31 protein-coding genes are annotated in these 24642 nt (G+C 42.0%); all 31 read left to right on the plus strand.

The genetic code is table 11. The features are described 5' to 3' along the window. The 31 genes from NQ489_RS00585 (at nt 1) to NQ489_RS00735 (ending at nt 24613) form a co-directional block, all read left to right on the plus strand. Nucleotides 1-660 (plus strand): potassium channel family protein, encoded by a 660-nt coding sequence (locus NQ489_RS00585; RefSeq protein WP_015526730.1) that lies wholly within the window; start codon nt 1-3, stop codon nt 658-660. A gap of 36 nt (nt 661-696) precedes the next feature. After that, entirely contained in the window at nt 697-1473 is a 777-nt protein-coding gene (locus NQ489_RS00590) for a TrmH family RNA methyltransferase (protein ID WP_021652590.1), read from the plus strand. 15 nt (nt 1474-1488) lie between these two features. Continuing rightward, nucleotides 1489-1929, plus strand: a complete 441-nt coding sequence (locus tag NQ489_RS00595; protein ID WP_021652591.1) for an NfeD family protein — start codon at nt 1489-1491, stop codon at nt 1927-1929. A 3-nt stretch (nt 1930-1932) separates the two neighbouring features. Then, nucleotides 1933-2874 (plus strand): SPFH domain-containing protein, encoded by a 942-nt coding sequence (locus tag NQ489_RS00600; RefSeq protein WP_015526727.1) that lies wholly within the window; start codon nt 1933-1935, stop codon nt 2872-2874. Nucleotides 2875-2900: 26 nt separating this feature from the next. Continuing rightward, nucleotides 2901-3899 carry an ornithine carbamoyltransferase gene (gene argF, locus NQ489_RS00605; protein WP_021652592.1) on the plus strand — a complete coding sequence of 333 codons (999 nt, stop codon included), beginning with the start codon at nt 2901-2903 and terminating at the stop codon, nt 3897-3899. Further along, complete coding sequence (locus NQ489_RS00610; protein WP_021652593.1) at nt 3899-4705, plus strand: biotin--[acetyl-CoA-carboxylase] ligase; 807 nt, start codon at nt 3899-3901, stop codon at nt 4703-4705. Before argF ends, NQ489_RS00610 begins: the two co-directional genes overlap by 1 nt. 131 nt (nt 4706-4836) lie before the next feature. Then, nucleotides 4837-5205 carry a DUF6145 family protein gene (locus tag NQ489_RS00615; protein WP_015526724.1) on the plus strand — a complete coding sequence of 123 codons (369 nt, stop codon included), beginning with the start codon at nt 4837-4839 and terminating at the stop codon, nt 5203-5205. A 9-nt stretch (nt 5206-5214) separates the two neighbouring features. Further along, complete coding sequence (gene dusB, locus NQ489_RS00620) at nt 5215-6183, plus strand: tRNA dihydrouridine synthase DusB (RefSeq protein ID WP_044962163.1); 969 nt, start codon at nt 5215-5217, stop codon at nt 6181-6183. Between the two features lie 115 nt (nt 6184-6298). Then, entirely contained in the window at nt 6299-7249 is a 951-nt protein-coding gene (locus tag NQ489_RS00625; RefSeq protein WP_015526721.1) for a glycosyltransferase family 2 protein, read from the plus strand. Nucleotides 7250-7518: 269 nt separating this feature from the next. After that, nucleotides 7519-8004 carry a transcription elongation factor GreA gene (greA, locus tag NQ489_RS00630; protein WP_015526720.1) on the plus strand — a complete coding sequence of 162 codons (486 nt, stop codon included), beginning with the start codon at nt 7519-7521 and terminating at the stop codon, nt 8002-8004. A gap of 325 nt (nt 8005-8329) precedes the next feature. Further along, nucleotides 8330-10102 (plus strand): lysine--tRNA ligase, encoded by a 1773-nt coding sequence (lysS, locus tag NQ489_RS00635; protein WP_334303918.1) that lies wholly within the window; start codon nt 8330-8332, stop codon nt 10100-10102. A 245-nt stretch (nt 10103-10347) separates the two neighbouring features. Continuing rightward, a complete protein-coding gene (locus NQ489_RS00640; RefSeq protein WP_015526719.1) occupies nt 10348-10617 on the plus strand; it encodes a DUF6462 family protein in 270 nt (89 codons plus the stop codon). Then, nucleotides 10607-10834 (plus strand): excisionase, encoded by a 228-nt coding sequence (locus NQ489_RS00645; protein WP_015526718.1) that lies wholly within the window; start codon nt 10607-10609, stop codon nt 10832-10834. Before NQ489_RS00640 ends, NQ489_RS00645 begins: the two co-directional genes overlap by 11 nt. Before the next feature lie 13 nt (nt 10835-10847). Next, a complete protein-coding gene (locus tag NQ489_RS00650) occupies nt 10848-11231 on the plus strand; it encodes a TnpV protein (RefSeq protein WP_044961314.1) in 384 nt (127 codons plus the stop codon). A 45-nt stretch (nt 11232-11276) separates the two neighbouring features. Continuing rightward, nucleotides 11277-11576 carry a hypothetical protein gene (locus NQ489_RS00655; protein WP_021651153.1) on the plus strand — a complete coding sequence of 100 codons (300 nt, stop codon included), beginning with the start codon at nt 11277-11279 and terminating at the stop codon, nt 11574-11576. A gap of 109 nt (nt 11577-11685) precedes the next feature. Beyond that, entirely contained in the window at nt 11686-12294 is a 609-nt protein-coding gene (locus NQ489_RS00660; protein ID WP_015526714.1) for a recombinase family protein, read from the plus strand. 255 nt (nt 12295-12549) lie between these two features. Then, entirely contained in the window at nt 12550-15363 is a 2814-nt protein-coding gene (locus NQ489_RS00665; RefSeq protein ID WP_015526713.1) for a DNA methyltransferase, read from the plus strand. Between the two features lie 291 nt (nt 15364-15654). Beyond that, the gene (locus NQ489_RS00670; RefSeq protein ID WP_021651155.1) at nt 15655-16038 is read left to right on the plus strand and encodes a hypothetical protein; all 384 of its coding nucleotides are present in this window, start codon (nt 15655-15657) and stop codon (nt 16036-16038) included. A 198-nt stretch (nt 16039-16236) separates the two neighbouring features. Continuing rightward, on the plus strand, nt 16237-16377 hold the full coding sequence (locus NQ489_RS00675) for a hypothetical protein (RefSeq protein WP_015526712.1): 141 nt from the start codon (nt 16237-16239) through the stop codon (nt 16375-16377). Nucleotides 16378-16448: 71 nt separating this feature from the next. Further along, entirely contained in the window at nt 16449-16691 is a 243-nt protein-coding gene (locus NQ489_RS00680) for a hypothetical protein (protein ID WP_044961316.1), read from the plus strand. A 687-nt stretch (nt 16692-17378) separates the two neighbouring features. Next, nucleotides 17379-17789 carry a single-stranded DNA-binding protein gene (locus tag NQ489_RS00685; RefSeq protein WP_015526710.1) on the plus strand — a complete coding sequence of 137 codons (411 nt, stop codon included), beginning with the start codon at nt 17379-17381 and terminating at the stop codon, nt 17787-17789. Nucleotides 17790-17818: 29 nt separating this feature from the next. After that, nucleotides 17819-18046, plus strand: a complete 228-nt coding sequence (locus NQ489_RS00690) for a helix-turn-helix domain-containing protein (RefSeq protein WP_021651158.1) — start codon at nt 17819-17821, stop codon at nt 18044-18046. 242 nt (nt 18047-18288) lie between these two features. Then, nucleotides 18289-18654 (plus strand): DUF3847 domain-containing protein, encoded by a 366-nt coding sequence (locus tag NQ489_RS00695; protein ID WP_021651159.1) that lies wholly within the window; start codon nt 18289-18291, stop codon nt 18652-18654. Beyond that, nucleotides 18654-20297, plus strand: coding sequence for a MobQ family relaxase (gene mobQ / locus NQ489_RS00700; protein ID WP_021651160.1), 1644 nt, complete (start codon nt 18654-18656; stop codon nt 20295-20297). The genes NQ489_RS00695 and mobQ overlap by 1 nt, the downstream gene beginning before the upstream one ends. Nucleotides 20298-20334: 37 nt before the next feature. After that, entirely contained in the window at nt 20335-22209 is a 1875-nt protein-coding gene (locus NQ489_RS00705; protein WP_044961319.1) for an AAA family ATPase, read from the plus strand. 140 nt (nt 22210-22349) lie between these two features. Next, the gene (locus NQ489_RS00710) at nt 22350-22817 is read left to right on the plus strand and encodes a helix-turn-helix domain-containing protein (RefSeq protein WP_044961321.1); all 468 of its coding nucleotides are present in this window, start codon (nt 22350-22352) and stop codon (nt 22815-22817) included. Further along, nucleotides 22810-23184, plus strand: coding sequence for a hypothetical protein (locus NQ489_RS00715; protein WP_044961323.1), 375 nt, complete (start codon nt 22810-22812; stop codon nt 23182-23184). Before NQ489_RS00710 ends, NQ489_RS00715 begins: the two co-directional genes overlap by 8 nt. Nucleotides 23185-23426: 242 nt before the next feature. Further along, entirely contained in the window at nt 23427-23666 is a 240-nt protein-coding gene (locus tag NQ489_RS00720) for a hypothetical protein (RefSeq protein ID WP_005609451.1), read from the plus strand. Nucleotides 23667-23678: 12 nt separating this feature from the next. Beyond that, nucleotides 23679-24047, plus strand: a complete 369-nt coding sequence (locus NQ489_RS00725) for a hypothetical protein (RefSeq protein ID WP_015526702.1) — start codon at nt 23679-23681, stop codon at nt 24045-24047. 92 nt (nt 24048-24139) lie between these two features. Next, nucleotides 24140-24349, plus strand: a complete 210-nt coding sequence (locus NQ489_RS00730; protein WP_005609464.1) for a DUF6462 family protein — start codon at nt 24140-24142, stop codon at nt 24347-24349. Nucleotides 24350-24442: 93 nt separating this feature from the next. Beyond that, a complete protein-coding gene (locus tag NQ489_RS00735) occupies nt 24443-24613 on the plus strand; it encodes a hypothetical protein (RefSeq protein ID WP_015526701.1) in 171 nt (56 codons plus the stop codon). Nucleotides 24614-24642 lie beyond the last annotated feature (29 nt).

Here is a 24642-nt window from a genome sequence, read left to right on the forward strand (position 1 = left end):
ATGAAAAATAAATCTTTTGCCGTGATCGGGCTTGGACAGTTTGGAATGACTCTGGCGGTGACGCTGGCAGAGTCAGACTGTGATGTCCTTGCCATTGATGACAAAGAAGAAAATATCGAAGAGATTTCCGAAAAAGTAACCTATGCGGTAAAAGCAGATGTCCGTGAACCGGGAATCCTGAAGGCTCTGGGAGTTCAGAATGTGGATGTAGCCATTATCGCAGTTGCCGAAAATCTGGAAGCCAGTATTTCCGCAACCATGCAGGCCAAGGATCTGGGAGTGCCCTTTGTAGTTGCAAAAAGTATGAATTCTCTTCATGGACGTATACTCGACAAAATTGGTGCAGATAAGATCATTTATCCGGAACAGTCCATGGGACTGCGGGTTGCCAGAAATCTTATGTCCGGCGGGTATCTGGATGTATTTGAGCTTTCAGCGGAGTTCAGTATGGCGGAGTTTTCCATGCCGGTATCCTGGAGTGGAAAAAATCTGGTAGATCTGAATGTACGGGAGCGTTTTCACATTAATATCATTGGCATCAAGCAGGGTGAAAATGTCACGGTAGATCTGGATCCTTCCGAACCGCTTCCGGACAACTGTTCCATAATCGCCATCGGAAAAAACAAGGATCTGAATGCAAGTCGTGAGGAATTACGTTAACCGAATACGGATTGCCGGAAGGAGAGAAATAAAAGTATGATAACCAGTGTATCAAATGCAAAAATAAAAAATGTCATGCAGCTGAACCAGAAGGCAAAAGCCAGAAGAGAGCAGGGACTTTTTGTGGCAGAAGGCCGGAAAATGTTTCTGGAAGCACCGGAAAGCTGGGTTTCCCAGGTGTTTGTTTCCGAGGCCGTTTCCCGGGATGAAGAGCTGATGTCCCAGGCAGAAAAATATCCCTGTGAGATCGTGAAGGATTCCGTATTCCGTCAGATGTGTGATACCAAGACTCCCCAGGGGATCCTGACAGTTCTGAAGCTGCCTTCCTGGAGCGAGGAAGAGGTACTAGCGGGAAAAAATCCTCTGGTCATGGTTCTGGAGGATCTTCAGGATCCGGGAAATGCGGGAACCATTCTCAGGACCGGTGAGGGCGCCGGCGTAAGCGGAGTTTTCCTCACAAAAACCTGCGTGGATATCACAAATCCCAAGGTGATCCGTTCTACCATGGGCTCCATTTACAGAATGCCTTTTCTATACGTGGAAGATGTGGTATCATTAGAAAAGAAGCTGAAAGAAAAGGGAATCCGCAGTTTTGCAGCTCATCTGAAGGGTGAGAATTCCTATGATCAGGAATCCTATAAGGGCGGTACCGCATTTTTCATCGGAAACGAGGGAAAGGGCCTGACTGATCAGGCGGCGGAGGCAGCAGACTGTCTGATCCGCATTCCCATGTGCGGAAAGGTAGAATCGCTGAATGCTGCCATGGCATCAGGAATTCTGATGTACGAAGCTGCAAGACAGAGAAGAGAATAAGAGAGGAGGGGTTTTATGACACCTTTGGCCTGGCTTGGAATACTGGCAATTTTACTGGTAATTGAAGCAATCACGGTAGGACTTACCACTGTCTGGTTTGCAGGCGGTGCTCTTGTGGCGTGCATTGCCTCGTGGCTTGGTGGGGGAATTGTTGTACAGCTCCTTTTATTTTTCGGAGTTTCCGTGGTGCTTCTGATCTTTACCAGACCTCTGGCGGTCCGCTACATGAACAAGGGCGTGGAAAAGACCAATGCAGAGAGCCTTCTGGGAAAAAGAGCCGTAGTGATACAGCCGGTCAACAACCTGGCCCAGACCGGGCAGGTGCGGATCAATGACATCGAGTGGACTGCACGGACCGCAGATGACGGGGAAGAAATTCCAACAGGTGCAGTGGTTGAGATCGAAGAGATCCGCGGAGTGAAGCTGATCGTAAAAGAAATTAGCAAGGAGGGCTAAATTATGGGTGGAGTTGTTGTTTTGCTTGTAGTCATCGTTCTTGTGCTGTGGGTACTTGCATCCTGTATCCGCATTGTACCGCAGGCCTATGCAGTGGTACTGGAACGTCTTGGCGCTTACAAGGCTACCTGGAGTACAGGAATCCATTTCAAGGTTCCGTTCATTGAGCGTGTTGCAAGAAGAGTAAACCTGAAAGAACAGGTTGTGGATTTTCCACCGCAGCCGGTAATTACCAAAGATAATGTAACCATGCAGATCGATACGGTTGTATTTTTCCAGATCACAGATCCGAAGCTTTACGCATATGGCGTTGAGAATCCGATCATGGCGATCGAGAATCTTTCTGCTACAACACTTCGTAACATCATCGGTGATATGGAGCTGGATGAGACACTGACATCCCGAGAGGTTATCAATACCAAGATGCGTGCTTCCCTTGATGTGGCTACAGATCCATGGGGAATCAAGGTTAACCGTGTGGAGCTTAAGAACATCATTCCTCCGGCAGCCATCCAGGATGCCATGGAGAAACAGATGAAGGCTGAGCGTGAGAGACGAGAAGCCATTCTGAAAGCAGAAGGAGAGAAACGTTCCACCATCCTTGTTGCAGAGGGTAAAAAACAGTCCGCTATCTTGGATGCTGAGGCTGAGAAGCAGGCGGCAATCCTTCATGCGGAGGCTCAGAAGGAGCGTATGATCAAAGAGGCTGAAGGACAGGCACAGGCAGTCCTTAAAGTACAGCAGGCAACTGCAGAAGGACTTCGTATGATCAAGGAAGCAGGAGCAGATGAATCTGTTCTTACTCTGAAGAGCCTGGAGGCTCTTACAAAGGTTGCTGACGGCAAGGCAACGAAGATTATCATTCCGTCCGAGATACAGGGCATCGCAGGGCTGGCAACATCCCTGAAGGAAATCATGACAGATAAACCGGCAGAGCAGAAATAAATCTGCAGCCATGAGGAGGACATATTATGAATCTTAAAGGAAGAAATTTCCTGACACTGAAAGACTTTACACCGGAAGAGATCACTTACATGATCGACCTTGCAGCAGATCTGAAGGCAAAGAAAAAAGCAGGAGAGCTTCATGAGTATTACAGAGGTAAGAATATTGCCCTGATCTTTGAAAAAACAAGCACAAGAACACGCTGTTCCTTCGAAGTGGCAGCTCATGATCTGGGAATGGGTTCTACCTATCTGGATCCCACAGGATCCCAGATCGGAAAGAAGGAGAGCATCGCAGATACTGCAAGAGTTCTCGGAAGAATGTATGAGGGAATCGAGTACCGTGGCTTCGGTCAGGATATTGTTGAGGAGCTTGCGAAGCATGCAGGTGTACCAGTATGGAATGGCCTGACAAACGAGTATCATCCGACACAGATGCTTGCAGATATGCTGACAGTACGTGAACATTTCGGCAAACTGAAAGGCCTGAAGCTTGTATACATGGGCGATGCCCGTTACAACATGGGTAACTCCCTGATGGTTGTATGCTCCAAGCTTGGTCTTGATTTCGTAGCCTGCACCAATAAGAAATATTTCCCGAATGATGAGCTTGTAGCACAGTGTCAGCAGTGGGCAGAAGAGGCAGGTTCCACCATCACTCTCACAGAGGATGTGGAGGTAGGAACAAAAGATGCGGACATCATCTACACAGATGTATGGGTATCCATGGGCGAGCCTGACGAAGTATGGACAGAGCGTATCCACGACCTGACACCATACAAGGTTACCAGACATGTAATGGAGAACGCCGGTGAAAAGGCGATCTTCCTTCACTGTCTGCCGGCATTCCATGATCTTAAGACAAAGATCGGAAAAGAGATGGGCGAGCGTTTCAACCTTACAGATATGGAGGTTACAGACGAAGTATTCGAGTCTCCGCAGTCCAAGGTATTCGACGAAGCTGAGAACCGTATGCACACCATTAAGGCTGTGATCGTTGCAACATTAGGAGAGCCGGAGAAATAATGTCAGATTTATTTAATGAAGAAATAATTTCACAGGCAACACATACAAAATGGGCGGGCAAAACCGTCCATTTTGCAAGAGAAACAGATTCCACAAACCTCTGGGGAAAACGTGCCTGGAGGGAAGAAGGCGCAGGACACGGGGAGCTGTTTGTGGCAGAATATCAGTCAGCAGGACGCGGACGTTTTACAAGACGATGGAGTGCGCCGCCGGACAGTGCCATTACTATGAGTATCCTTATCTGCCCGGAATTTTCTCCGCAGAAGGCGCCGATGCTGACACTTGTTATGGGACTTTCAGTTGCACAGGCAGTAGCAGAGCTCGGTCTTGAGGTAGGGATCAAATGGCCTAACGATGTAGTTGTTTCCCGCAAAAAGATCTGCGGTATCTTAACCGAAATGACCATGAAGCAGGATAAGATCGGCTGTGCAGTTATCGGAGTCGGGATTAACGTAAACATGGAAAGCTTTCCGGAAGAAACGGCAGATAAGGCTACCTCTCTGTATCTGGAAAGCGGACATCCCTTTGACCGGGCACAGGTAGTCGGACTTGTGATGAAGCATTTTGAGGAAAATTATGAGAGATTTGTACAGACAGAGGATCTCAGCGGCCTGAAACCGGATTATGAGAAAATGCTGGCCAATCTGAACCAGCCGGTACGTGTACTGGATCAGAATGATCCATATGAGGGGATCGCAAGAGGGATCAATGCCGGCGGAGAGCTTCTGGTAGAGCGTGCAGACGGTACAGTCGAGGAAGTAAATTCCGGAGAGGTTTCTGTACGTGGTTTATACAGCTATGTGTAAAACATGCAGCACAGATCGGATAAAATTTCCGGTAGCGATTTTCCGTTGATGTTTTATTGCAGTAGTGGAAAAAACAAGAATCTCCCTGCTTTAGCTGTGGGGAGTGTCAAGTTATAAATAAAGGAGATTTTATGTATCAGGATAACATTGTGCTCTGCGGAGCAAGCTCTTATGAGCAGAAATATTATTTTAACCAGGATTTTGCGTCTCTTCCTGAGACGGTAAAGCAGGAGCTGCAGATCATGTGTGTGCTTTTCACAGAGGATGTAGGCGGGATCCTGACACTGGAATTTGATGAGGACGGCAGTCTGCAGTTTAAGACTGAGGCCCTGGAGGCAGATGCCCGTTTTGACGAGATCGGAAGTGCACTGAAGATCAAGGAACTCCAGCGGGACAAAAGAGAGCTTCTGGAATCTCTGGAAATGTATTACAAGGTATTTTTCCTGGGAGATATCCCGGATGAGGAACTGCAGAAAAAAGCAGATGCCGTTGAGGAATGATCCATGAAGATGCAGTGGAAGATCGGAAATGTGGAGATACCGAACCCCTTTGTGCTTGCACCGATGGCAGGGGTTACGGATCTGGCATTTCGAAGACTTTGCAAGGAGCAGGGTGCAGGCCTGATCTGTATGGAAATGGTCAGTGCCAAGGCAATCTCTTTTCATAATAAGAATACAGAGGCGCTGATGGAGATCGATCCCGGGGAGCATCCGGTATCCATGCAGCTTTTCGGCAGCGAGCCGGACCTTATGGCAGAGGTGGCAAAAAGCATTGAGGAGCGTCCCTTTGACATTCTCGATATCAATATGGGATGTCCGGTTCCCAAGGTGGTAAATAATGGCGAGGGCTCAGCTCTTCTGAAGGATCCTCAGCTGATCGAAGAGATCGTCCGCAGTGTTTCCGGAGCAGTTTCCAAGCCGGTAACGGTGAAGGTCCGCATTGGCTTTGATGAAAATACGCCGGTGGATGTGGTGGAGATCGCAAAACGGGTGGAGGATGCCGGTGCAGCAGCCATCGCAGTTCATGGAAGGACCAGACAGCAGTATTATTCCGGTCAGGCGGACTGGGATGCTATCCGCAGGGTGAAGGAAGCGGTGACTATTCCGGTGATAGGAAACGGAGATATCGTTTCACCGGAAACTGCAGAAGCCATGTTTAAAGAAACTGGCTGCGATGCAGTGATGATCGGTCGTGCAGTACGTGGGAACCCGTGGATCTTCCGGGAGCTGAACCACTATTTCCGCACCGGGGAAAAGCTTCCCAGGCCAACCGCAGAGGAAGTCTGCGAGATGATCCTGCGCCATGCCGAAGATCAGATCGCGATCAAGGGTGAGTATATCGGGATCCGCGAAATGCGGAAGCATGTAGCCTGGTATACAGCCGGTATGCGGCACAGTGCGGGAATCCGGAGAGAATCTAATAATATTTCAAGCTATGAAGAGCTGAAAAAGCTTACAGATATGGTACTGGAGCGATAAAAGAGAAAAGTATGCCGGAGAAAACGAAACGTTCTATTGACAAGGAACGGGGCGCGTGCTACAGTCAGTTAGCGGGAATCCGCAGAAAGTTTTTTTGTTTTACAGGAGAAAGATAATGGCAGATAAAATAGCAGTTTTAATTCCTTGCTACAACGAAAGCAAGACGGTAGCAAAGGTTATCCGCGATATGAAAAAAGCACTTCCGGAGGCTGTGATCTACGTATATGATAATAACTCTACAGATGGAACAGACGAGATCGCCAGAAAAGAAGGGGCAGTTGTCCGTTATGAGTATCAGCAGGGAAAAGGAAACGTGATCCGCAGTATGTTTCGGGATATCGATGCGCAGTGTTATCTTATGGTAGATGGCGACGATACTTATCCGGCAGAGTTTGCAGCTGAAATGTGCAGCAAGGTTCTGGAGAAAGGCACAGACATGGTAGTTGGTGACCGCCTTTCTTCTACATATTTTACAGAGAACAAGAGACCTTTCCACAACTTTGGAAACAGCATCGTAAGAGGTTCCATTAACCGTCTTTTCAAAAGCAACATCAAGGATATCATGACAGGTTACCGTGCCATGAGTTACCGCTTTGTAAAAACATTCCCGGTACTTTCCAGGAATTTTGAGATCGAGACAGAGATGACGATCCACGCCATCGATAAGAACATGCAGGTTGAGAATGTAGTCATTGAATATCGTGACAGGCCGGAGGGAAGTGAGTCCAAGCTGAATACTTATGCAGATGGATTTAAGGTCCTGAAGACTATTGTGAAAATGTTCAAGAATTACAAGCCGCTGGAGTTCTTCTCCCTTATCGCAGCAGTGCTGTTTGTGGTGGGAATGGTATTCTTTATTCCGGTGCTGGTACATTTTCTGGAGGTTGGGACAGTGGAAAAGATCCCGACATTGATCGTCAGCGGGTTTGTGATCCTGACAGCTATCATCTGCTGGTTTTCCGGGATCATCCTTTCTACACTGGTCAATCAGCATAAACAGGATTTTGAGTATCAGACACAGATGGTGACTAATCGTTATAAAGATCTTTTTCCGGAGAAGAAATAAGGAATCAGACCGGGCAGGATAATACAGAAAAGCCGTGTTGAAATCTGAGATTTCGCGCGGCTTTTTTTGCATATTTCAGGGACCCTTTTTCGACGTGGAATGCTTGACAATACTGGGGCTTTTCGGTATAATACAGGAATTGTGAATATCCTGAGATTTTTACGCCCTTTTTTAGAAAAAAGAGCTCTTGGGAATGGTAGCAACAGAAATATCCGAAGCTGTATTTTTTTCAGAAAAAACAGCACGGTTTTGAAAGGAAGTAAGGCAAAATGGAAGAAGCAAAGAAGAACTTACTCACATACGCAGGACTTAGAAAACTGGAAGACGAGCTGCACGATCTGAAAGTTGTTAAGAGAAAAGAAGTAGCAGGAAAGATCAAAGAGGCCAGAGAGCAGGGAGACCTTTCTGAGAACGCAGAGTACGATGCAGCAAAGGATGAGCAGAGAGATATCGAGGCACGTATCGAGGAGATCGAGAAGATCCTCAAGAACGCTGAGGTTGTAGTAGAGGACGAAGTCGATCTTGACAGAATCAGCGTAGGCTGCAAGGTTAAGGTTCATGATTATGAATTTGAGGAAGATATGGAGCTGAAGATCGTAGGTTCCACAGAGGCTAACAGCCTTGAGGGAAAGATCTCCAATGAGTCTCCGGTAGGTAAAGCACTGATCGGTGCACACACCAACGATATCGTTGAGGTTGAGATGCCGTCCGGAATCATGAAATACAAGGTTCTTGAGATCCAGAGAAACGTATAAAGCAGACAACGGAGCGGATCGCACAGATCCGCTTGAACGACAGATAGATTAAGGAGGCCAACAAGTGGCAGAGCAGAAGAAGCAGGATGTAAACCAGCTGCTTAAGGTACGTCGTGACAAACTGGCAGACCTTCAGGCAAATGGCAGGGACCCGTTTCAGATCACAAAATTTGATCAGACACATCATTCCCTTGAGGTAAAGAATCTCTATGAAGCACATGAGGCAGAGCTTCTCAAAGATCGCAAGGAGCTTGATGTAACAGGTCTTGATGAAGAGCAGGCAAAAGAGGCTCAGAAGAAGGATTATGAAGAAAGAAGAAGCATCATGGACGCAAGCCCGATCCATGTATCGATCGCAGGACGTATGATGTTCAAGCGTGTAATGGGAAAAGCTTCTTTCTGCAATATCCAGGATTTACAGGGTAACATTCAGGTTTATGTGGCAAGAGATGCCATTGGAACCGATTCCTATGCAGATTTCAAGAAATCTGATATTGGCGATATTTTTGGTCTGGAGGGATTTGCTTTCAGAACAAGAACAGGTGAGATCTCCATTCATGCAGAGAAGATGACTCTTCTTTCCAAGAGCTTACAGATCCTTCCTGAGAAATTCCACGGACTGACAGATACAGATACCCGTTATCGTCAGAGATATGTGGATCTTATCATGAACCAGGACAGCAAGAATGTATTTATCAAACGTTCCCAGATCCTTAAGGAGATCCGTAACTTCCTTGCAGGACGTGACTTCATGGAAGTTGAGACACCAATGCTGGTTTCCAACGCAGGCGGTGCAGCTGCAAGACCATTTGAGACACATTACAACGCACTGAACGAAGACGTTAAGCTTCGTATTTCCCTGGAGCTTTATCTTAAGAGACTGATCGTAGGCGGACTTGAGAGAGTTTACGAGATCGGCCGTGTATTCCGTAACGAGGGTGTTGATACCCGTCACAATCCGGAGTTCACTCTGATGGAGCTTTATCAGGCATATACTGATTATGAGGGAATGATGGAGCTGACAGAGTCCATGTTCCGTTACCTTGCAGAGAAGGTCTGCGGTTCCACAAAGATTTCCTACAATGGTATCGAGATCGATCTTGGAAAGCCTTTCGCACGTCTGACCATGAACGATGCCATCAAGAAATATGCAGGAATCGACTTTGACGAAGTAGCAGATGATGAGGCAGCCAAGAAGCTTGCTGACGAGCATCATATCGAGTATGAGGATCGCCATAAGAAGGGTGATATCATCAACCTCTTCTTCGAGGAGTACTGTGAGAAAGAGCTGATTCAGCCGACATTTATCATGGATCATCCGATCGAGATTTCTCCGCTGACCAAGAAGAAACCTTCCGATCCGAACAAGGTAGAGCGTTTCGAGCTCTTTATCAATACATGGGAAATGTGTAACGCATATTCCGAGCTCAACGACCCGATCGATCAGAGAGAGCGTTTCAAAGCACAGGATGCTCTTGCAGACGCAGGTGATGAGGAAGCCAACCACACAGATGAAGACTTCCTGAATGCACTGGAGATCGGTATGCCGCCAACAGGTGGTATCGGATACGGAATCGACCGTCTCGTTATGCTCCTGACAGACAGCCAGGCTATTCGTGACGTACTTCTGTTCCCGACGATGAAGTCCCTGGACGCTGATAAGAAAGTTTCCAAGACAACAAACAGCACTTCTGAAGCTGCACCGGAGAAAGAAGAAGTGATCGATTTCTCTAAGGTAAAAGTGGAGCCGTTATTCGAAGAATTTGTAGATTTCGATACTTTTAGCAAGTCTGATTTCAGAGCTGTAAAGGTAAAAGCATGTGAAGCTGTTAAGAAATCCAAGAAGCTTCTGCAGTTCACTCTGGATGACGGAACAGGCACAGATCGTACGATTTTAAGCGGTATTCACGCTTATTACGAGCCAGAAGAACTGGTAGGCAAGACACTGATCGCTATCACAAATCTGCCTCCAAGAGCTATGATGGGAATTGAATCCTGTGGTATGTTGCTTAGTGCAATCCACGAAGAAGAAGGAGAAGAAAAACTTCATCTTCTGATGGTTGATAACCACATTCCGGCTGGTGCAAAGCTGTACTAAAATTAAATATAAAATGTCTAAAACCATGATGTCAGACCGCATTTGACAACAATTTGACAACAAAATTTGGGATAATAATGAATCGTTATGAAGCATGACGAATTTCAGGTGGAAAGACACGGGTTTGGCAATGAAGCAAGAGCACTTCTTAGAGTTGATCTAAGAGGTGCTTTTTTTCGTGGAAAAGTTATATTCCGGCAGTCAACTTCTGTAAAACAGTAAATCTAATTTTGGAGGAAAGCATTATGAATGAAAAGTACAAACCGATTACAAGTATGAAGGAAGTTCCGGAACATTTAAGAAAATTACGCCGACAGTATCTGCGATATCAACAGGCAGAGATTATTTACAGTATCTCTCATAAGAAACTCTTAGAGCTTGCCAGTGATGCAGGAGCTATTTACAGAATTGATGGAACGGTACTGATTCGTCGTGATATTTTTGATGATTACCTGGAACGTTTCCATGAACCGGCAACAGGAAAAGATAAGGAGAAGAAGACAGATGAGCGGTAATGTATGGATGTTTTCAGATGAGATTGACGATGAAGATCTGGAATTTATGAGCCATGACTATGTGACCTACAATATGGCGTGTGAGTATTACCGGTTGGGAATGAAACCTGTTATTCGCATGGCACATGAAGCTGGAGCAGTCTATAAGATTGGAAAGAAAGTTTTGATTCGAAGAAGTATATTTGAAGCATATTTACGTGAGCAAAGGAAAATCTGAGGGAGGCAAGCACATGAGCGAATTAAGAAAAAAGATACATGATGATAATAATGGATTGGATTATGTACTGGTAGGAGATTATTATCTGCCAGTGTTATCCTTACCGGAAGAAACCAGACCGATTGGCTGCTGGGGGATGCTACGGAAGGAATATCTGAAAGAACATAAATCAGGAATGTATAGCTGTCTTCTTCTGACCGTCAGGCTGGACAGTCATCTGGCAGATGTGAATGAACAGGCACAGGAACGCTTTGAGCTGATTGAAGCACAGATGAGAAGTGCTGAGGGCGTAACAGAGGACTTGAAAGCACAGAATCCTATGGAATGGGTTCGCAGGGCAAATAATATCAGGAATCGTGCACAGGAAATTGTATTGAACGAATTGGTGTATGTATAGGAGGGCAAATGAGATACAGGATTGAGAAAGAGCAGGTGGGAATCTATGAAAATGACAAAAGAAATTGAAGAATTTTTAAATCTGGCAATAACAGAACACATGGGAAAGGCATATACGGACTGGAAATTAAAACAGCAAACAGATACAGAACCAGATAAAGTCGAGGAAGAATATGAAAAAGTAATAGTTTCACTTTCGCCGGAGCAGGAAGAAGCGATTACGAAATATTGTGATGCTATATTCAACAGTGGAGCAGATACAGAGGAATTCTTTTATCGACTGGGATTAAAAGATGGGATGAAGTTGAAAAAGTGCATGAAACAGATCCTTAAAGCATTGTCCTGAATAAGAGAGTAGTTTAGAGTGAAAAAGTTCAGAGAAGACATGGGGAGCTGTCTTTCTTTTGGGGAAGACAGCTTTTCACCTATCAGAGACTATGCAGGAGGAAACAAGGATGGGAAATATATTTGGATATATACGTGTCAGTAGTCGGGATCAAAACGAAGATCGGCAATTGATTGCATTGAAGGAGTTGGCTATCCCAGAAAAGAATATTTTTATTGATAAACAGTCTGGAAAAGACTTCAAGCGCCCACAATACAGAAAAATGATTCGACGTGTCCGGAAAGATGATCTTCTTTATATAAAAAGTATTGATCGCTTAGGACGTAACTATGCGGAAATACTGGAACAGTGGAGAATTCTCACAAAAGATAAAGGAATTGATATTGTGGTTCTTGATATGCCTTTACTTGACACTCGCCGGGGAAAAGATTTGATGGGAACGTTTCTGTCAGATATTGTATTGCAGGTACTGTCATTTGTAGCAGAAAACGAAAGAACAAATATTCGGCAAAGGCAGGCAGAAGGTATTGCAGCGGCAAAAGCCAGAGGTGTGCGGTTCGGTAGACCACCAAGCAGATTGCCAGATAATTTTCACGATGTGTATCAGCGGTGGAAAAACGGGAAAATAACTGGAACGTCTGCTGCGAAAGAATGTAATATGCCCTTATCAACTTTTCGGTATCGTGCAGAAATTTACGAAAAAGCCAAATTATTGTAAGGTGGGTGTTTTACATGAAAGTGTACTTTTTGACAAGTGCTTTGGAGGTATCGTCAACGAACTTCTATCGTTGGAAGATAGGCTGTTTTATGATATTATGGAGTAGTAGAGAAAAAATGAGCATTTTACAGGAAAGTACACATTTTTGCAGATGAATGATGATATACAGATACATGATAAGTATCGGTACTTTACCTGTCTGAGTTAATAGATTATGAATATGAGAGCTTACGGATACGCAGGAGGAAAAAAACGATGACCGATGCAGAACAGAGGGAAGCTGCCCGCCAATTTGCAAATAAATGGAAGGGGAGAGGAAGAGAAGATGAGGATGGAAGATCATATTGGATTGATTTTCTGTCAAACGTTCTTGGAATGGAGAATGTGACAGATCGTGTGGAATTTGAGAAAAAAGTTGTGGTAGATGGAAATACAAAAAGAATTGATGTGTATATTCCAGAAACGCATGTATTGATTGAACAAAAGAGTCTTGGTAAAGCACTGGACCATAAGATTATGAATTCTGGTTCAATAGAACTGACGCCGTATGATCAAGCAAAACGATATAATGATAATCTCCCATATGATGAAAAGGCACGTTGGATCATTACCAGCAATTTCTCTGATATATGGATTTATGATATGAATGCCAGAGTACCGGAGGCAGTAAAAATATCATTGGATGAAATACCGAGTAAGTATCCGTTGCTTGATATTTTAATAAAGAAAGATGTGCAGAAAATCTCTCACGAGATGGAAGTATCGATTAAAGCAGGAGATATTGTTGGACTGCTTTATGAAGCATTCCTTACACAGTATAAGATTCCAGAAGTAAAAGCGAAAGAGGAAACCATTGAACAAAAAGAGAAAAGAGAGCATAAACTGAAAAGTCTGAATGCTTTATGTGTTCGAATTGTGTTCTGTCTTTATGCCGAGGATGCTGGGATTTTTGGAAAACGGAATATTTTCCATGATTATCTGAAAGCATATGAAGTGAAAGACTGTAGGCGTGCATTACTGGAACTGTTTAAAGTCTTGGATACACCTGTCTCTGAGAGAGACGAATATTTAGAAGAAGATTTAGCACAGTTTCCGTATGTGAATGGTGGATTGTTTTCAGATGAAACTATTGAGATTCCGCCGTTGACAGAAGAAATCAAAGAATTACTTTTGACCAAAGCTTCTGAAGATTTTGACTGGAGTGATATATCCCCTACAATTTTTGGGGCAGTGTTTGAGTCAACGTTAAATCCAGAAACGAGAAGATCCGGTGGAATGCACTATACAAGTATTTCCAATATACATAAAGTGATTGATCCGTTGTTTCTCGATAAATTGCAGACGGAATTTCATGAGATTTTGAAAATACAGGTGCAGAGGACAAAAGTAAAACGTCTGGATGAATTTCAGAATAAACTGGCTTTACTGACATTTTTAGATCCGGCTTGTGGTTCGGGAAATTTTCTGACGGAAACATATTTATCACTTCGACGGTTAGAAAATGAAGTCATTCGTGAAAAAGTTGGTGGTCAGATGACGTTGGGAGATGTTCATAATCCAATCAGAGTATCCATTCAACAATTTTATGGAATTGAGATCAATGACTTTGCCGTGACAGTAGCAAAGACAGCTTTGTGGATTGCAGAATCACAGATGATGGAGGAAACAAAAAATATTGTATATGGGTTCAATGATGATTTCCTTCCGTTGAAGACGTATGTAAATATTGCAGAAGGTAATGCACTGAAGATAGATTGGAACAGCGTTGTTTTGGCTAAGTCATTATCTTATATAATGGGGAATCCACCTTTCGTTGGTGCAAGGTGGATGGGAGAAAAACAAAAAGAAGATGTTGCTGATATATTTGCTGGATGGAAAAGTGTAGGTAATCTCGATTATGTAAGTTGCTGGTATAAAAAGGCATCTGATTACATGAAGGAAAATATAAATATCAGAGCAGCTCTTGTATCGACTAATTCAATTACTCAGGGAGAGAGCGTTTCCATTTTGTGGAAACCACTGTTTGAAGATGGAATACAAATTGATTATGCATATAGAACATTTATATGGGATAGTGAGGCTTCAATCAAAGCACATGTACATTGTGTCATTATAGGATTTAGTAGAAAAAATGGTGCAGAGTATCAGAAGAAGATATATTCCAAGGACGATATAATAGTAGCAAAAAATATTAATGGTTATCTGCTGGATGCAGATAATATTTCAATTGAAAAAAGAATGAAACCTTTATCAGATGTTCCACCTATTTCATTAGGAGGACAGGCAATAGATGGCGGATATTTGATACTTACGGAAGAAGAAAAAGAAGAATTGATATCTAAAGAGCCACAGGCAATATCTTTCATCAGACATTATATGATGGGAAAAGATTTTATTGATAGAAAACCAAGATATTGTATATGGCTGGTTGGGGCAGATCCATCATTATTGAAACGGTGTCCGCTTGTCAGAGAAAGAATTGATAAAGTTCGTGAATTTAGAATGGCAAGCACGAGAAATAATACAAGAAAAGCTGCAGATACTCCAGGATTATTTGCATCAATACTTGAATATGATTCTCCGTATATAGCGATACCGAAGGTGTCATCACAAAACAGAAGATATATTCCAATGGATTATCTGGATGGTGAAATTATTCCGGGTGATAAACTTTTTACAATGCCATCTGCAACAAGCTATGAGTTTGGTATATTGATGTCGAATGTTCATATGGCATGGACAAGAGTTGTATGTGGCAGATTAAAGAGTGATTATAGTTATTCTAATACGATTGTTTACAATAATTTCCCATGGCCGTCACCTACGGATGAACAAAAAGAAAAGATAAAGAAAACTGCACAGGCAATCTTAAATGCCAGAGCACTTTATCCAAATAGCAGTCTTGCAGATCTTTATGACCCGTTGACTATGCCGCCGGAATTACTTAAAGCACATAACGCAAACAACAGAGCTGTGATGGAGGCTTATGGATTCAGCACTAAAATGTCGGAAGCCGATTGTGTGGCAGAATTGATGAAAATGTATCAGAAGCTGACAGAAGAAAAATAGAAAATAATGATTAACCGAAAAGGCATTACCCGCAAATGGTTAGTGCCTTTTGTTTTGACTACTATAAAAATTGTATCTGTTTTCAGTTAAATTCTTTTAAATAAAAAGTATTCGCATGAGTTTTAATACAAATGTACAAAATGACAAGTGAATAAATAATAAAATAATAGAAGAACAAAAGATGAATAAAAAACAAATAAAAGACGAAAAGAAAACAAGAAAATAAATAGGATTGAACAGAATGGATGAATATGTTATAATCATATAGAAAACAGAAAGGAGGCGAGCAGAGTGATTGATTTATCAAATTTTAAGACGTTTGACTTTAGCGAGGGTGTACCATATATTTCGATTACAAGTAATGGTATTACATTCAACAAATCTGTAATCATGAAGATGAAATACCCAACATATGTAAAGCTTCTGATAAACGAATCTGATAAACAGATTGCGGTTCAAGCATGTGATGAACATGATGATAAGTCAGTACAGTTTTATAAGGAAAAATCAAATGGTGTTTTGTCGGTTCGATGGAATACAAAAGATTTGATTAACACGATTGCAAGAATTTGTGATTGGGATTTGAGTCAGTTGTCGTATCGAGTAAATGGCGTATTAGTTCCAGAAATGAATTTAATGCTGTTTGATTTGAATGAAGCAGTCACTATGGTATAAGGCTTGCAACTTTTCTGATTCCAAAAAAAGAGTTCATTTGAGATTAGGGCCTCAAACGAACTCTGGCGGAAATAGCAGAGACAAAAGATCATCTACTAAAACCATATCTTTCAAATATATTTTAGTATTTGTTTCTGCCAATTTCCATACTTTTTCGGATTCGTCTGAGAAAAATCTTTTGGAAAGGAGGCAGATTGCATGGTAAAATGTGACCAGACTGACATGGTTTTTACAGCATATATTACATTAAGAAATGGAAATCGTTTATATGCTAAGCAGGTTGGCAAAAAGGTATTTTGCTTTCCACGTAAAGAAGCCAAAGAAAAGAACGATAAATAAATTATAAGTAACAATATGTTCGAGAATGTTTGATGATCACATTCTCTCTTAAAAAGAAAGAGAGACAAAACATGAATAAAAAATCAAGTGGACAGAAATTATCAACACAGGCTTCAAAAATTATGAGATCGAATAATAGTTCTCAAATTCAGAAGTCATTAGCTGCAAGTGTATTGTCACAGAGAAACACCGGAAAAATTACTGGTAAAGCTATGGAAACAAAGGCATCTATGGTAATGAACAGTAATAAGTATTCTGGAACAACAAAGAGTTTAGCTGCAAGTGTACTTTCGCAATCAGATAAAAACAGATAAATAATGATTATCCCAAAGGGCATTAACCGTAAATGGTTAGTGCCTATTTTTTTTGCTTTTTTTCAAAATCATCTGACATTATATCCTCTGCCACGTGTGATTAGTGGAAAAATGATTTTTCTAAGAAAATATCTGCCCTCACGTTCTATGTAACAGGTAATTAGTGAAGAAATATTTCATTTATGTATAACAAACTTGCAAAAGAGGGTTGGTAAATACCGTTTTTAAAGCTTTATAGGTAGAGGAACAATTATTTTTCAAAATCATGTCCGTTTTTATACGCCTCAGTACAGAGTATATGAAGGAACTAACGAAAACAAAAGGTAAGGTAATAAAAACGCAAAAAAATATCACGAATTTTTTGCATCGTGCCAGGTCATTTGACTTTAGTAATTAGAGGACGTTTTGAAAATGTTCCTTTGTTGAACCTTGACAACTGATAAGTGCACCCTGGAAGTCTACCAGGAGTCTTGCCATGACCTTTCTTTTCTGAAAGTGAGCGAGATCATAATGACACTCCCGATGATGGGCGGCTGACCGGAGCCTTATGGTCAGTGACCTGTATATGCAGGCAGAGGCAGTCTGAGATGGCTGCAGGTGACAGGGAAACGCACGGAAACCGCTGGCGAAAAAGTAACTGATAATAATATTCACAGGGCGAAATGCCTGGAAAGGATGATAATGACTATGAATAAGGTTATTTTAATGGGAAGATTGACAAAAAATCCGGAAATTAAATATGCCGGGAAAGATAATGATATGGCAGTAGCAAGATACATGCTGGCAGTAAACAGAAGATATAAACGTGATGGGGAACAGGAAGCAGATTTTATTTCCTGTGTAACATTTGGAAAGAGTGCAGAGTTTGCACAGAAATATCTTCATAAAGGAATGCGGATTGTGATCGGTGGTCGTATCAGTACTGGTAATTATAAGGACAAGGATGGAAAGATGATTTATACCACGGATGTAATTGTGGAAGAGCATGAATTTGCTCAGAACAAGGACAACAGCGGTGGTGAAAACTCAACTGGTACACCGAAAACAGATAAGGACGGATTTATGGAAGCAGCAGAAGGTGAGATCCCATTTGACTAATCTGGAATAAGTGGTTGGAGGTGTGGATTATGGGTGTGAGTTATAGCAGATTATGGAAAATGCTCATTGATAAAAATATGAAGCGAGTAGAGATACAATACCTCGCCGGAATCAGCGGAAATATTCTTGCCCGGATGGGAAAAAACAAGTATGTGTCCATGGAGACAGTTGAGAAGATCTGTAAAAAAATGGACTGTACCATTGATGAGATGATGGAATTTACGGATGATGAAAATAGCACGCCGGATACGGCATAATTCTCTTAGCAAGCTAAGAGCGCACTTCTATACAGGCAATTACATCTGCCTGTATCGTGCGACCTGCGGTGCTGTTCCCGGATTTGAGAAATCTTAATCCGGGAATGTAGCGAAATCATAGATTTCGGACAAGGGGATAGCTCCCCTTGCGGCACAGGTGCCTATCTCATTTATATCAGGGAATCAGCATTTATGAGAGAAAGCTGGTTCTTTTTGTTTGTGAAAATAAGGAGAGACAGACAATGACCAGAGAGAAGAACCCCAAATATGAATCCATGTCACTGGAAGAATTGAAAGCCAACATGGAAAAAAGTAAAAAGGAACTTGAACAGGCAATGCACAATAAGAATATTCTGGAACAGAGAAAAAAGCTGATCGAGAGGAAAGAACGATCACACCGATTGGTGGTTAAAGGTGCTGAGTTTGAAAAAGCGTTTCCTATGTCCAAAGATCTTGAGCAGGAGGATTTCCAGAAAGTAATGAATGAAATGAAAGTTCTTAAATACAACAGAGATACAGTCCGGGATAGATATCTGGAGGCAGGAAGAAAGGAACGACAGCAGATTGCTGAAGAAGTAAAGAAAACCACGAAGGGAGATGATAGCTGATGGCACTTTATCATTTTTCTGTAAAGCAGGTATCCAGAGGAAAAGGGCAGACAGTGGTGAATTCGGCTGCGTATATTTCCGGGCAAAAATTGTATAACGATTATTATGGACAAGTCCATGATTACACGAGGAAATCCGGTGTGATGTTTACAGAAATCCTCAAACCGGATTATGTGCCGGAACGATTATCAGACAGGGAAACATTATGGAACGAGGTAGAGAGAGCAGAAAAGGGCAAGCGGGCACAGCTTGCCTATTCTTTTGACATTGCATTGCAGAATGAACTGACGTTAGAGGAGAATATCCAACTGGCGAGAGAATTTTGCCAGGAACAATTTGTGGCACGTGGCATGATTGTGGATCTGGCAGTTCATGAGGGAAAATCAAAAAATGGAGATGAACCGGATAATCCTCATTTTCATGTACTTGCTCCAATTCGTCCTTTTACAGAAGAAGGAATTTGGGGAAATAAACAGAAACGGGAATATGTTTTAGACGAAGAAGGAAACAGGATAAAAGATGCCAAAGGAAAGTATGTCTTCAATGCTGTTTCTACTACCGGTTGGAACGATCCTGAACTTTTAAAGGAATGGAGAAAGGCATGGACCGAGAAAGTGAATGATAAATTCCGGGAGTGTCATATGGCAGCAAGAATCGACCATCGTTCCTATAAAGAACAGGGAATTGATCTGATCCCGACAATTCATGAAGGGTACGAAGTCAGAGCAATGGAGAAGAAGGGAATCAAAACAATCATTGGAGAGTTGAATCGGGCGATCCGGCAATTCAATCAGATGTTCATTTCCTTAAAAAAATCTATCCAGTGGATGAAAACAGCCTATGAAGAAATGAAAATGGAACTGGATCGAAGGCAGCAGAACCCGACGCTTTTGGAGAGTCTGCAAGATTATTATGATAAAAAAACGCAGAATAGCCCGAAACTTTCAAATTTTTATGCGGAGATGGAACGAAGGGGAAAGAAAATTTCAAACTTACAGGAGTTTGCAAAATCCATCAATTATCTTCAGGTACACAACATTGAGACAATGGACGATTTACAAACACGAATTCAGGAACTGAATGGAATTATTTCTGCCAGCAAAGCTGAAATCAGTGAAAAGAGAGAACAACTGAAAAACCTGGAAGATTTGGAAAAGAAGATGCAGGTATTGAAGCAGAATCAGCCGTTGATAGATGAATACAACCACTTCTTTTTCCAGAAAAGACGGGAAAAGTTTTATACGGAGCATAAAAAAGCGATCAATTATTATCGTAAATGTGAGCGTGAACTAAAACCATACCGGGATAAAAAGGGACGGCTGCCAGAATCCAGATGGAAAAAAGAAAAAGAAGATCTCCGTATAATGATTGAAGAATTAAAAGCTGATAATCAGCCCTATCAGGATGAGCTTGCCTTTGTGAAAAAGGTACAGAGATGTGCTGATATTGCCAGGCGAGATCGTGAAATGCCAGAAACAGATACTTCCGGGCTTTCAGAAGAAAAAAGAGAAATGCCGGAGCAGGAATCGAAACAGAAATCTTCTATTCATGGCAGACTGGCGGAGAACCAGAAACTGATTGAGGAAGAAAAAGTGAAAAATCGACAAATGAAGAAAAAACGAAGTAATGAGATAAGTTTATAAAAATCTGTTGCAGGACAGACGGGAAAGGATGATGAAAATGCAGTATACAGAAGAACAGATCGCAAGAGCAAACCAGACAGATCTTGTTTCTTTTCTGAATGCACGGGGAGAACAGTTGGTAAAAAGTGGCAGAGAATACCGTTGGAAAAAGCATGACAGTGTAACGGTATCAGGAAATCGCTGGTATCGTCATAGCCAGAATAAGGGTGGCTATCCGGTGGATTTTGTGATGGAATTTTATCATGCCACATTTCCGGAAGCGGTGAAGATGTTGATCGATGAAGAAGGCGAAGGCAGGCAGAAGTCCTGCCTCGCCCCGTCACCTGACTTCCGGTTATCGGAGAAAAGTGAAACGAATGAGACGGTCATAAAATATCTGACAGAAATCAGGAGGCTTGAGAAAGATCTGGTGGAGGAATGGATTGCCGGTGGGAATATTTACGAAGAAAAGAAACACCATAATGTTGTATTTGTCGGCAGAGATGCAGACGGTATTCCGAGATATGCGCACTGCGGGGGAACTGGCGGGATAAAATATCGGGGAGATGTAGCTGGTTCGGATAAATCTTATGGATTCTGTCACAGAGGAGAGGATAATCAACTGTTTGTATTTGAAGCAGCCATTGATCTGCTGTCATTTATCCAGTTATTTCCAAAAGACTGGAAGAAACGTAGCTACCTGAGCCTGGGCGGAGTCTCCAGTGTGGCACTGATGACTTTTCTTTCTGAACGCCCTCAGATTACTTCGGTTTTCCTGTGCCTGGATAATGATCACGCAGGAAATGAAGCTTGTGAAAAATTGGCAGGAGAAATTCCGGATGGATATCGTGTGATCCGGTTGAAACCTGCCAGAAAAGACTGGAATGAAATTCTCTGTGACGAAAATGCTGACAGAAAGAAAGTGATACAGGAAACCGTTACAATGAAAATGCAGGAGAAAGAAGCACTGGTGCCGATGTTATGTTATAAAGATATTGAACAGACCAGTGTGGAATGGCTGTGGTTCCCTTATATTCCATTTGGAAAACTAACAATCATTCAGGGTAATCCGGGAGAGGGAAAAACCTATTTTGCCATGATGCTGACAGCAGCGTGCACGAACCGTAAGTTGTTTCCAAACATGGAAGATATTGAGCCATTCAATGTGATTTACCAGACAGCAGAGGATGGCATGGGCGATACTATTAAGCCAAGACTGGTGGAAGCAGGAGCAGATCTGAGCCGGGTTATGGTAATTGATGATTCGGAAGAAGTATTGACCTTATCCGATGATCGGATTGAAAAAGCGGTCAGACAGAATCATGTCCGGCTTGTAATCATTGATCCGGTACAGGCATTTATCGGAGCAGATGTGGACATGAACCGGGCAAATGAAGTTCGTCCGGTATTTCGCAAATTGGGTATGATTGCAGAGAAAACCAGTTGTGCTATCGTGCTGATTGGTCATTTGAACAAATCTTCTGGGACACAGAGTACTTACCGGGGGCTTGGCTCTATTGATATCATGGCAGCAGTAAGAAGCTTGATTTTTATTGGAAAAGTGAAAAAAGATCCGACAACGAGAGTGTTGATTCATGAAAAAAGTTCTCTTGCACCGCCAGGGGAGACAATGGCTTTTAAACTGGGAGATGAAGAAGGTTTCCGATGGGTGGGAGCTTATGAAATTTCGGCAGATGAATTGTTAGATGGAAAAGAAGGAAAAGCAACCGAAACAAAGCTGGAACGAGGAGCAAAGCTGATTCAGGAACTGCTTGTTGATAAAAACGAAATTTCAATCAGGGAATTAGACGACAAAGCAAAGGAACAGGGAATATCCGGGAGGACAATGCGTGATGTAAGAAGCCGGATGAAGAATGAACTGGAGTATTGGATAAATGAGAAGCAGGAAAACTGTATTCGGTTAAAAGTGTGATTAATATTAAAGAATAATCCAACCAATCAGAACCGTTTAACAATTGTATAGATCGTTGAATTTAATACTACATTTTAATGCTATAAAAATTGACAAATGTAGCATTAAAATGTATACTTGATTTTAGGAGGTGAGATTCTTTGGACACGTACACAGTAAAAGAAGTTGCCAAAATGATGAATACGTCTGAAGAAACTGTTAGAAGATGGATTCGCTCAGGGAAATTAAAGGCTAATATGGATTCGCGGAAGAAGGGGAGTGTTATCACTGATGCAATGTTGAGAGAATTCACAAGGAATACGCCTAAATATGCTGCTGCATTGGCTAATCCGATAGGAGGAATTGTTGCTGCCTCGACATTGTTGTTAGGAACTTTTGTAGCAAAGAATATTGAAAAAGGTGAAGCAATAAAGAATTCTACTGTTGATTCGGAGGAAATAAAAAAGATATTGAAAGAGAATCTTGTAACGGTTAATGCAAATATAAAAAATAAGAAGAAGGCTATTGCCCAGCTTGAACAGGAAATAGTTGATGAAGAAACAAAGGTAAAAAGCCTGGAATATTTATTGAAAAACATTGAGAATGTAAAGGGGGATGCAAATGAGTGATCTTAGTAAAAAAATAACAGAGTTATTGTCTAATGAATGTAAAGCTGCACCGGATATGACGCATGGTCTGAAAAATATCGGTGATGGGGATATGAAAGAGGGAATGAAAATTATGGTAGATTTTTTTGAAGAAAACGGTATGAGAAAAGGCGCATTGCTTGGTGCAACAGCAACTCTTGCTGGGGTAGGACTAATAGTTGGAGCAAAAAAACTTTATTCAATGAAAAAAGTTCATAAAGAAAAAGGTGAGAAAATTCTTAATGGATTAAAACAGGGAATAGAGAATGAACTGACGGAAAGCATTGAAGATTATGAGTGTACTAAAGAAAGTGAAAAAGCAGAAAACATTCAGGCAGATAATGTGTGATGTAAGAGACCGAATGAAGAATAAACAGGAATATCTGATTAAAAAACGGATGGTGGCAGACAGATTAAGAAGGTACAGCGTTTTATAGATACCTTATCTGCCGTCTGCCACCTGCCGGCGTATGGATATTTTTAAGTGTATAGGAATAAGTAAATTTGGATTGACAGAAAATATAGAAAAGCGTATTATAATAGCAAGAGGTGGGATTTCCCACACAAATGCTTGCGTAGGAGGTGTTGATAATGGAAGCAATGAAAGATTATGTTGCTCATCTGGACAATAAAAAAAGGATTACCCTCAGAGGAGCTGCTTATCAGTATTATAATGTAAAAGAATATGGAAATGGCTGCATTATTCTGGAACCTCGGGAACTGGCAGTGCCAGAGAGCATTTCAGCCAGAACCCTGGCAGATATGGATCGTGCAGTAAGTAACTTTAAAAGAGGAGATGTTTCTCCGGCTATTGACCTGTCAGATTTTTAAAAGGAACAAAGAATGAACTTTAATATACGAATGGGAATCCCTGAAATGCAGGAACTTTGGCTAGATCTGCAGGAGAAATATCGTTCTGGGAATATAAAAAAGAAGGAAGAACAGTTGTATAAAAAATGGGGAAAGGCTTTAAAGCTGTTATCGGCAGATCCAGGGTATCCAAGTCTTCAAACCCATGAGATAGAGCCATTGTCCAGACGTTATGGAATGAAAGTGTGGCAGTCTTATCTGGAAAACAAAACCAGTGGCGCAATGAGAATGTACTGGGTTTATGGACCAGACCAGAAAGACATTACGATTATCGGACTGGAACCACACCCGGAAGATAAGAAAAATGGCGCATATGACCGAATTTCACTGTCGGATTTATAGAATAAAACTGAATATGGAACTTAACACGAGCAGTTAGTCTATGAAAAAAATAGGGTAGCTGCTTTTTTCATGCCCAAAAGGAGGTGTCGTGTATGGGATATGCACGTAAAGATGTAGAAAAGACAAAGAAAATAGCCAAGAAATTTGTCCGTTATCAGGAAGGGGCAGAACTTTACAGCATTGGGCTGACAAAATTCCAAGAGCTGGCAAAAGAGGCGAAAGCAGTGTACAAGATTGATAAAGTTGCGCTTGTAAATTGTGAGATCTTTGAGAAATATCTGGAGACATTTCGGATTGCGTAGAAAACAGAAGAAACTTGCGGAAGGACGAAAAACAGGGATTGACTTTTTGTCATACGAAAATTATAATGTGGATGTGGAGGAATAAGAACAGATATGGCGAGAACAGGGAGACCAAAATCGGAAAATGTAAAAAAGAAAGTATTGAGTATCCGGGTGGAAGATTCTATGTATAAGCGTATCTGTGATTATGCCGGAAAACACAAAATGACTGTGACAGAAGTTGTCTTGCAGGGACTGGAGAAAGTTTTGAACAGACCTGAATAATATGGAGTCCTTCCTTTATTTGAAGGAGG

The sequence above is a fragment of the Blautia sp. KLE_1732_HM_1032 genome, from assembly GCF_025147905.1.
In the GTDB taxonomy this organism is placed as follows: domain Bacteria; phylum Bacillota; class Clostridia; order Lachnospirales; family Lachnospiraceae; genus Blautia_A; species Blautia_A fusiformis.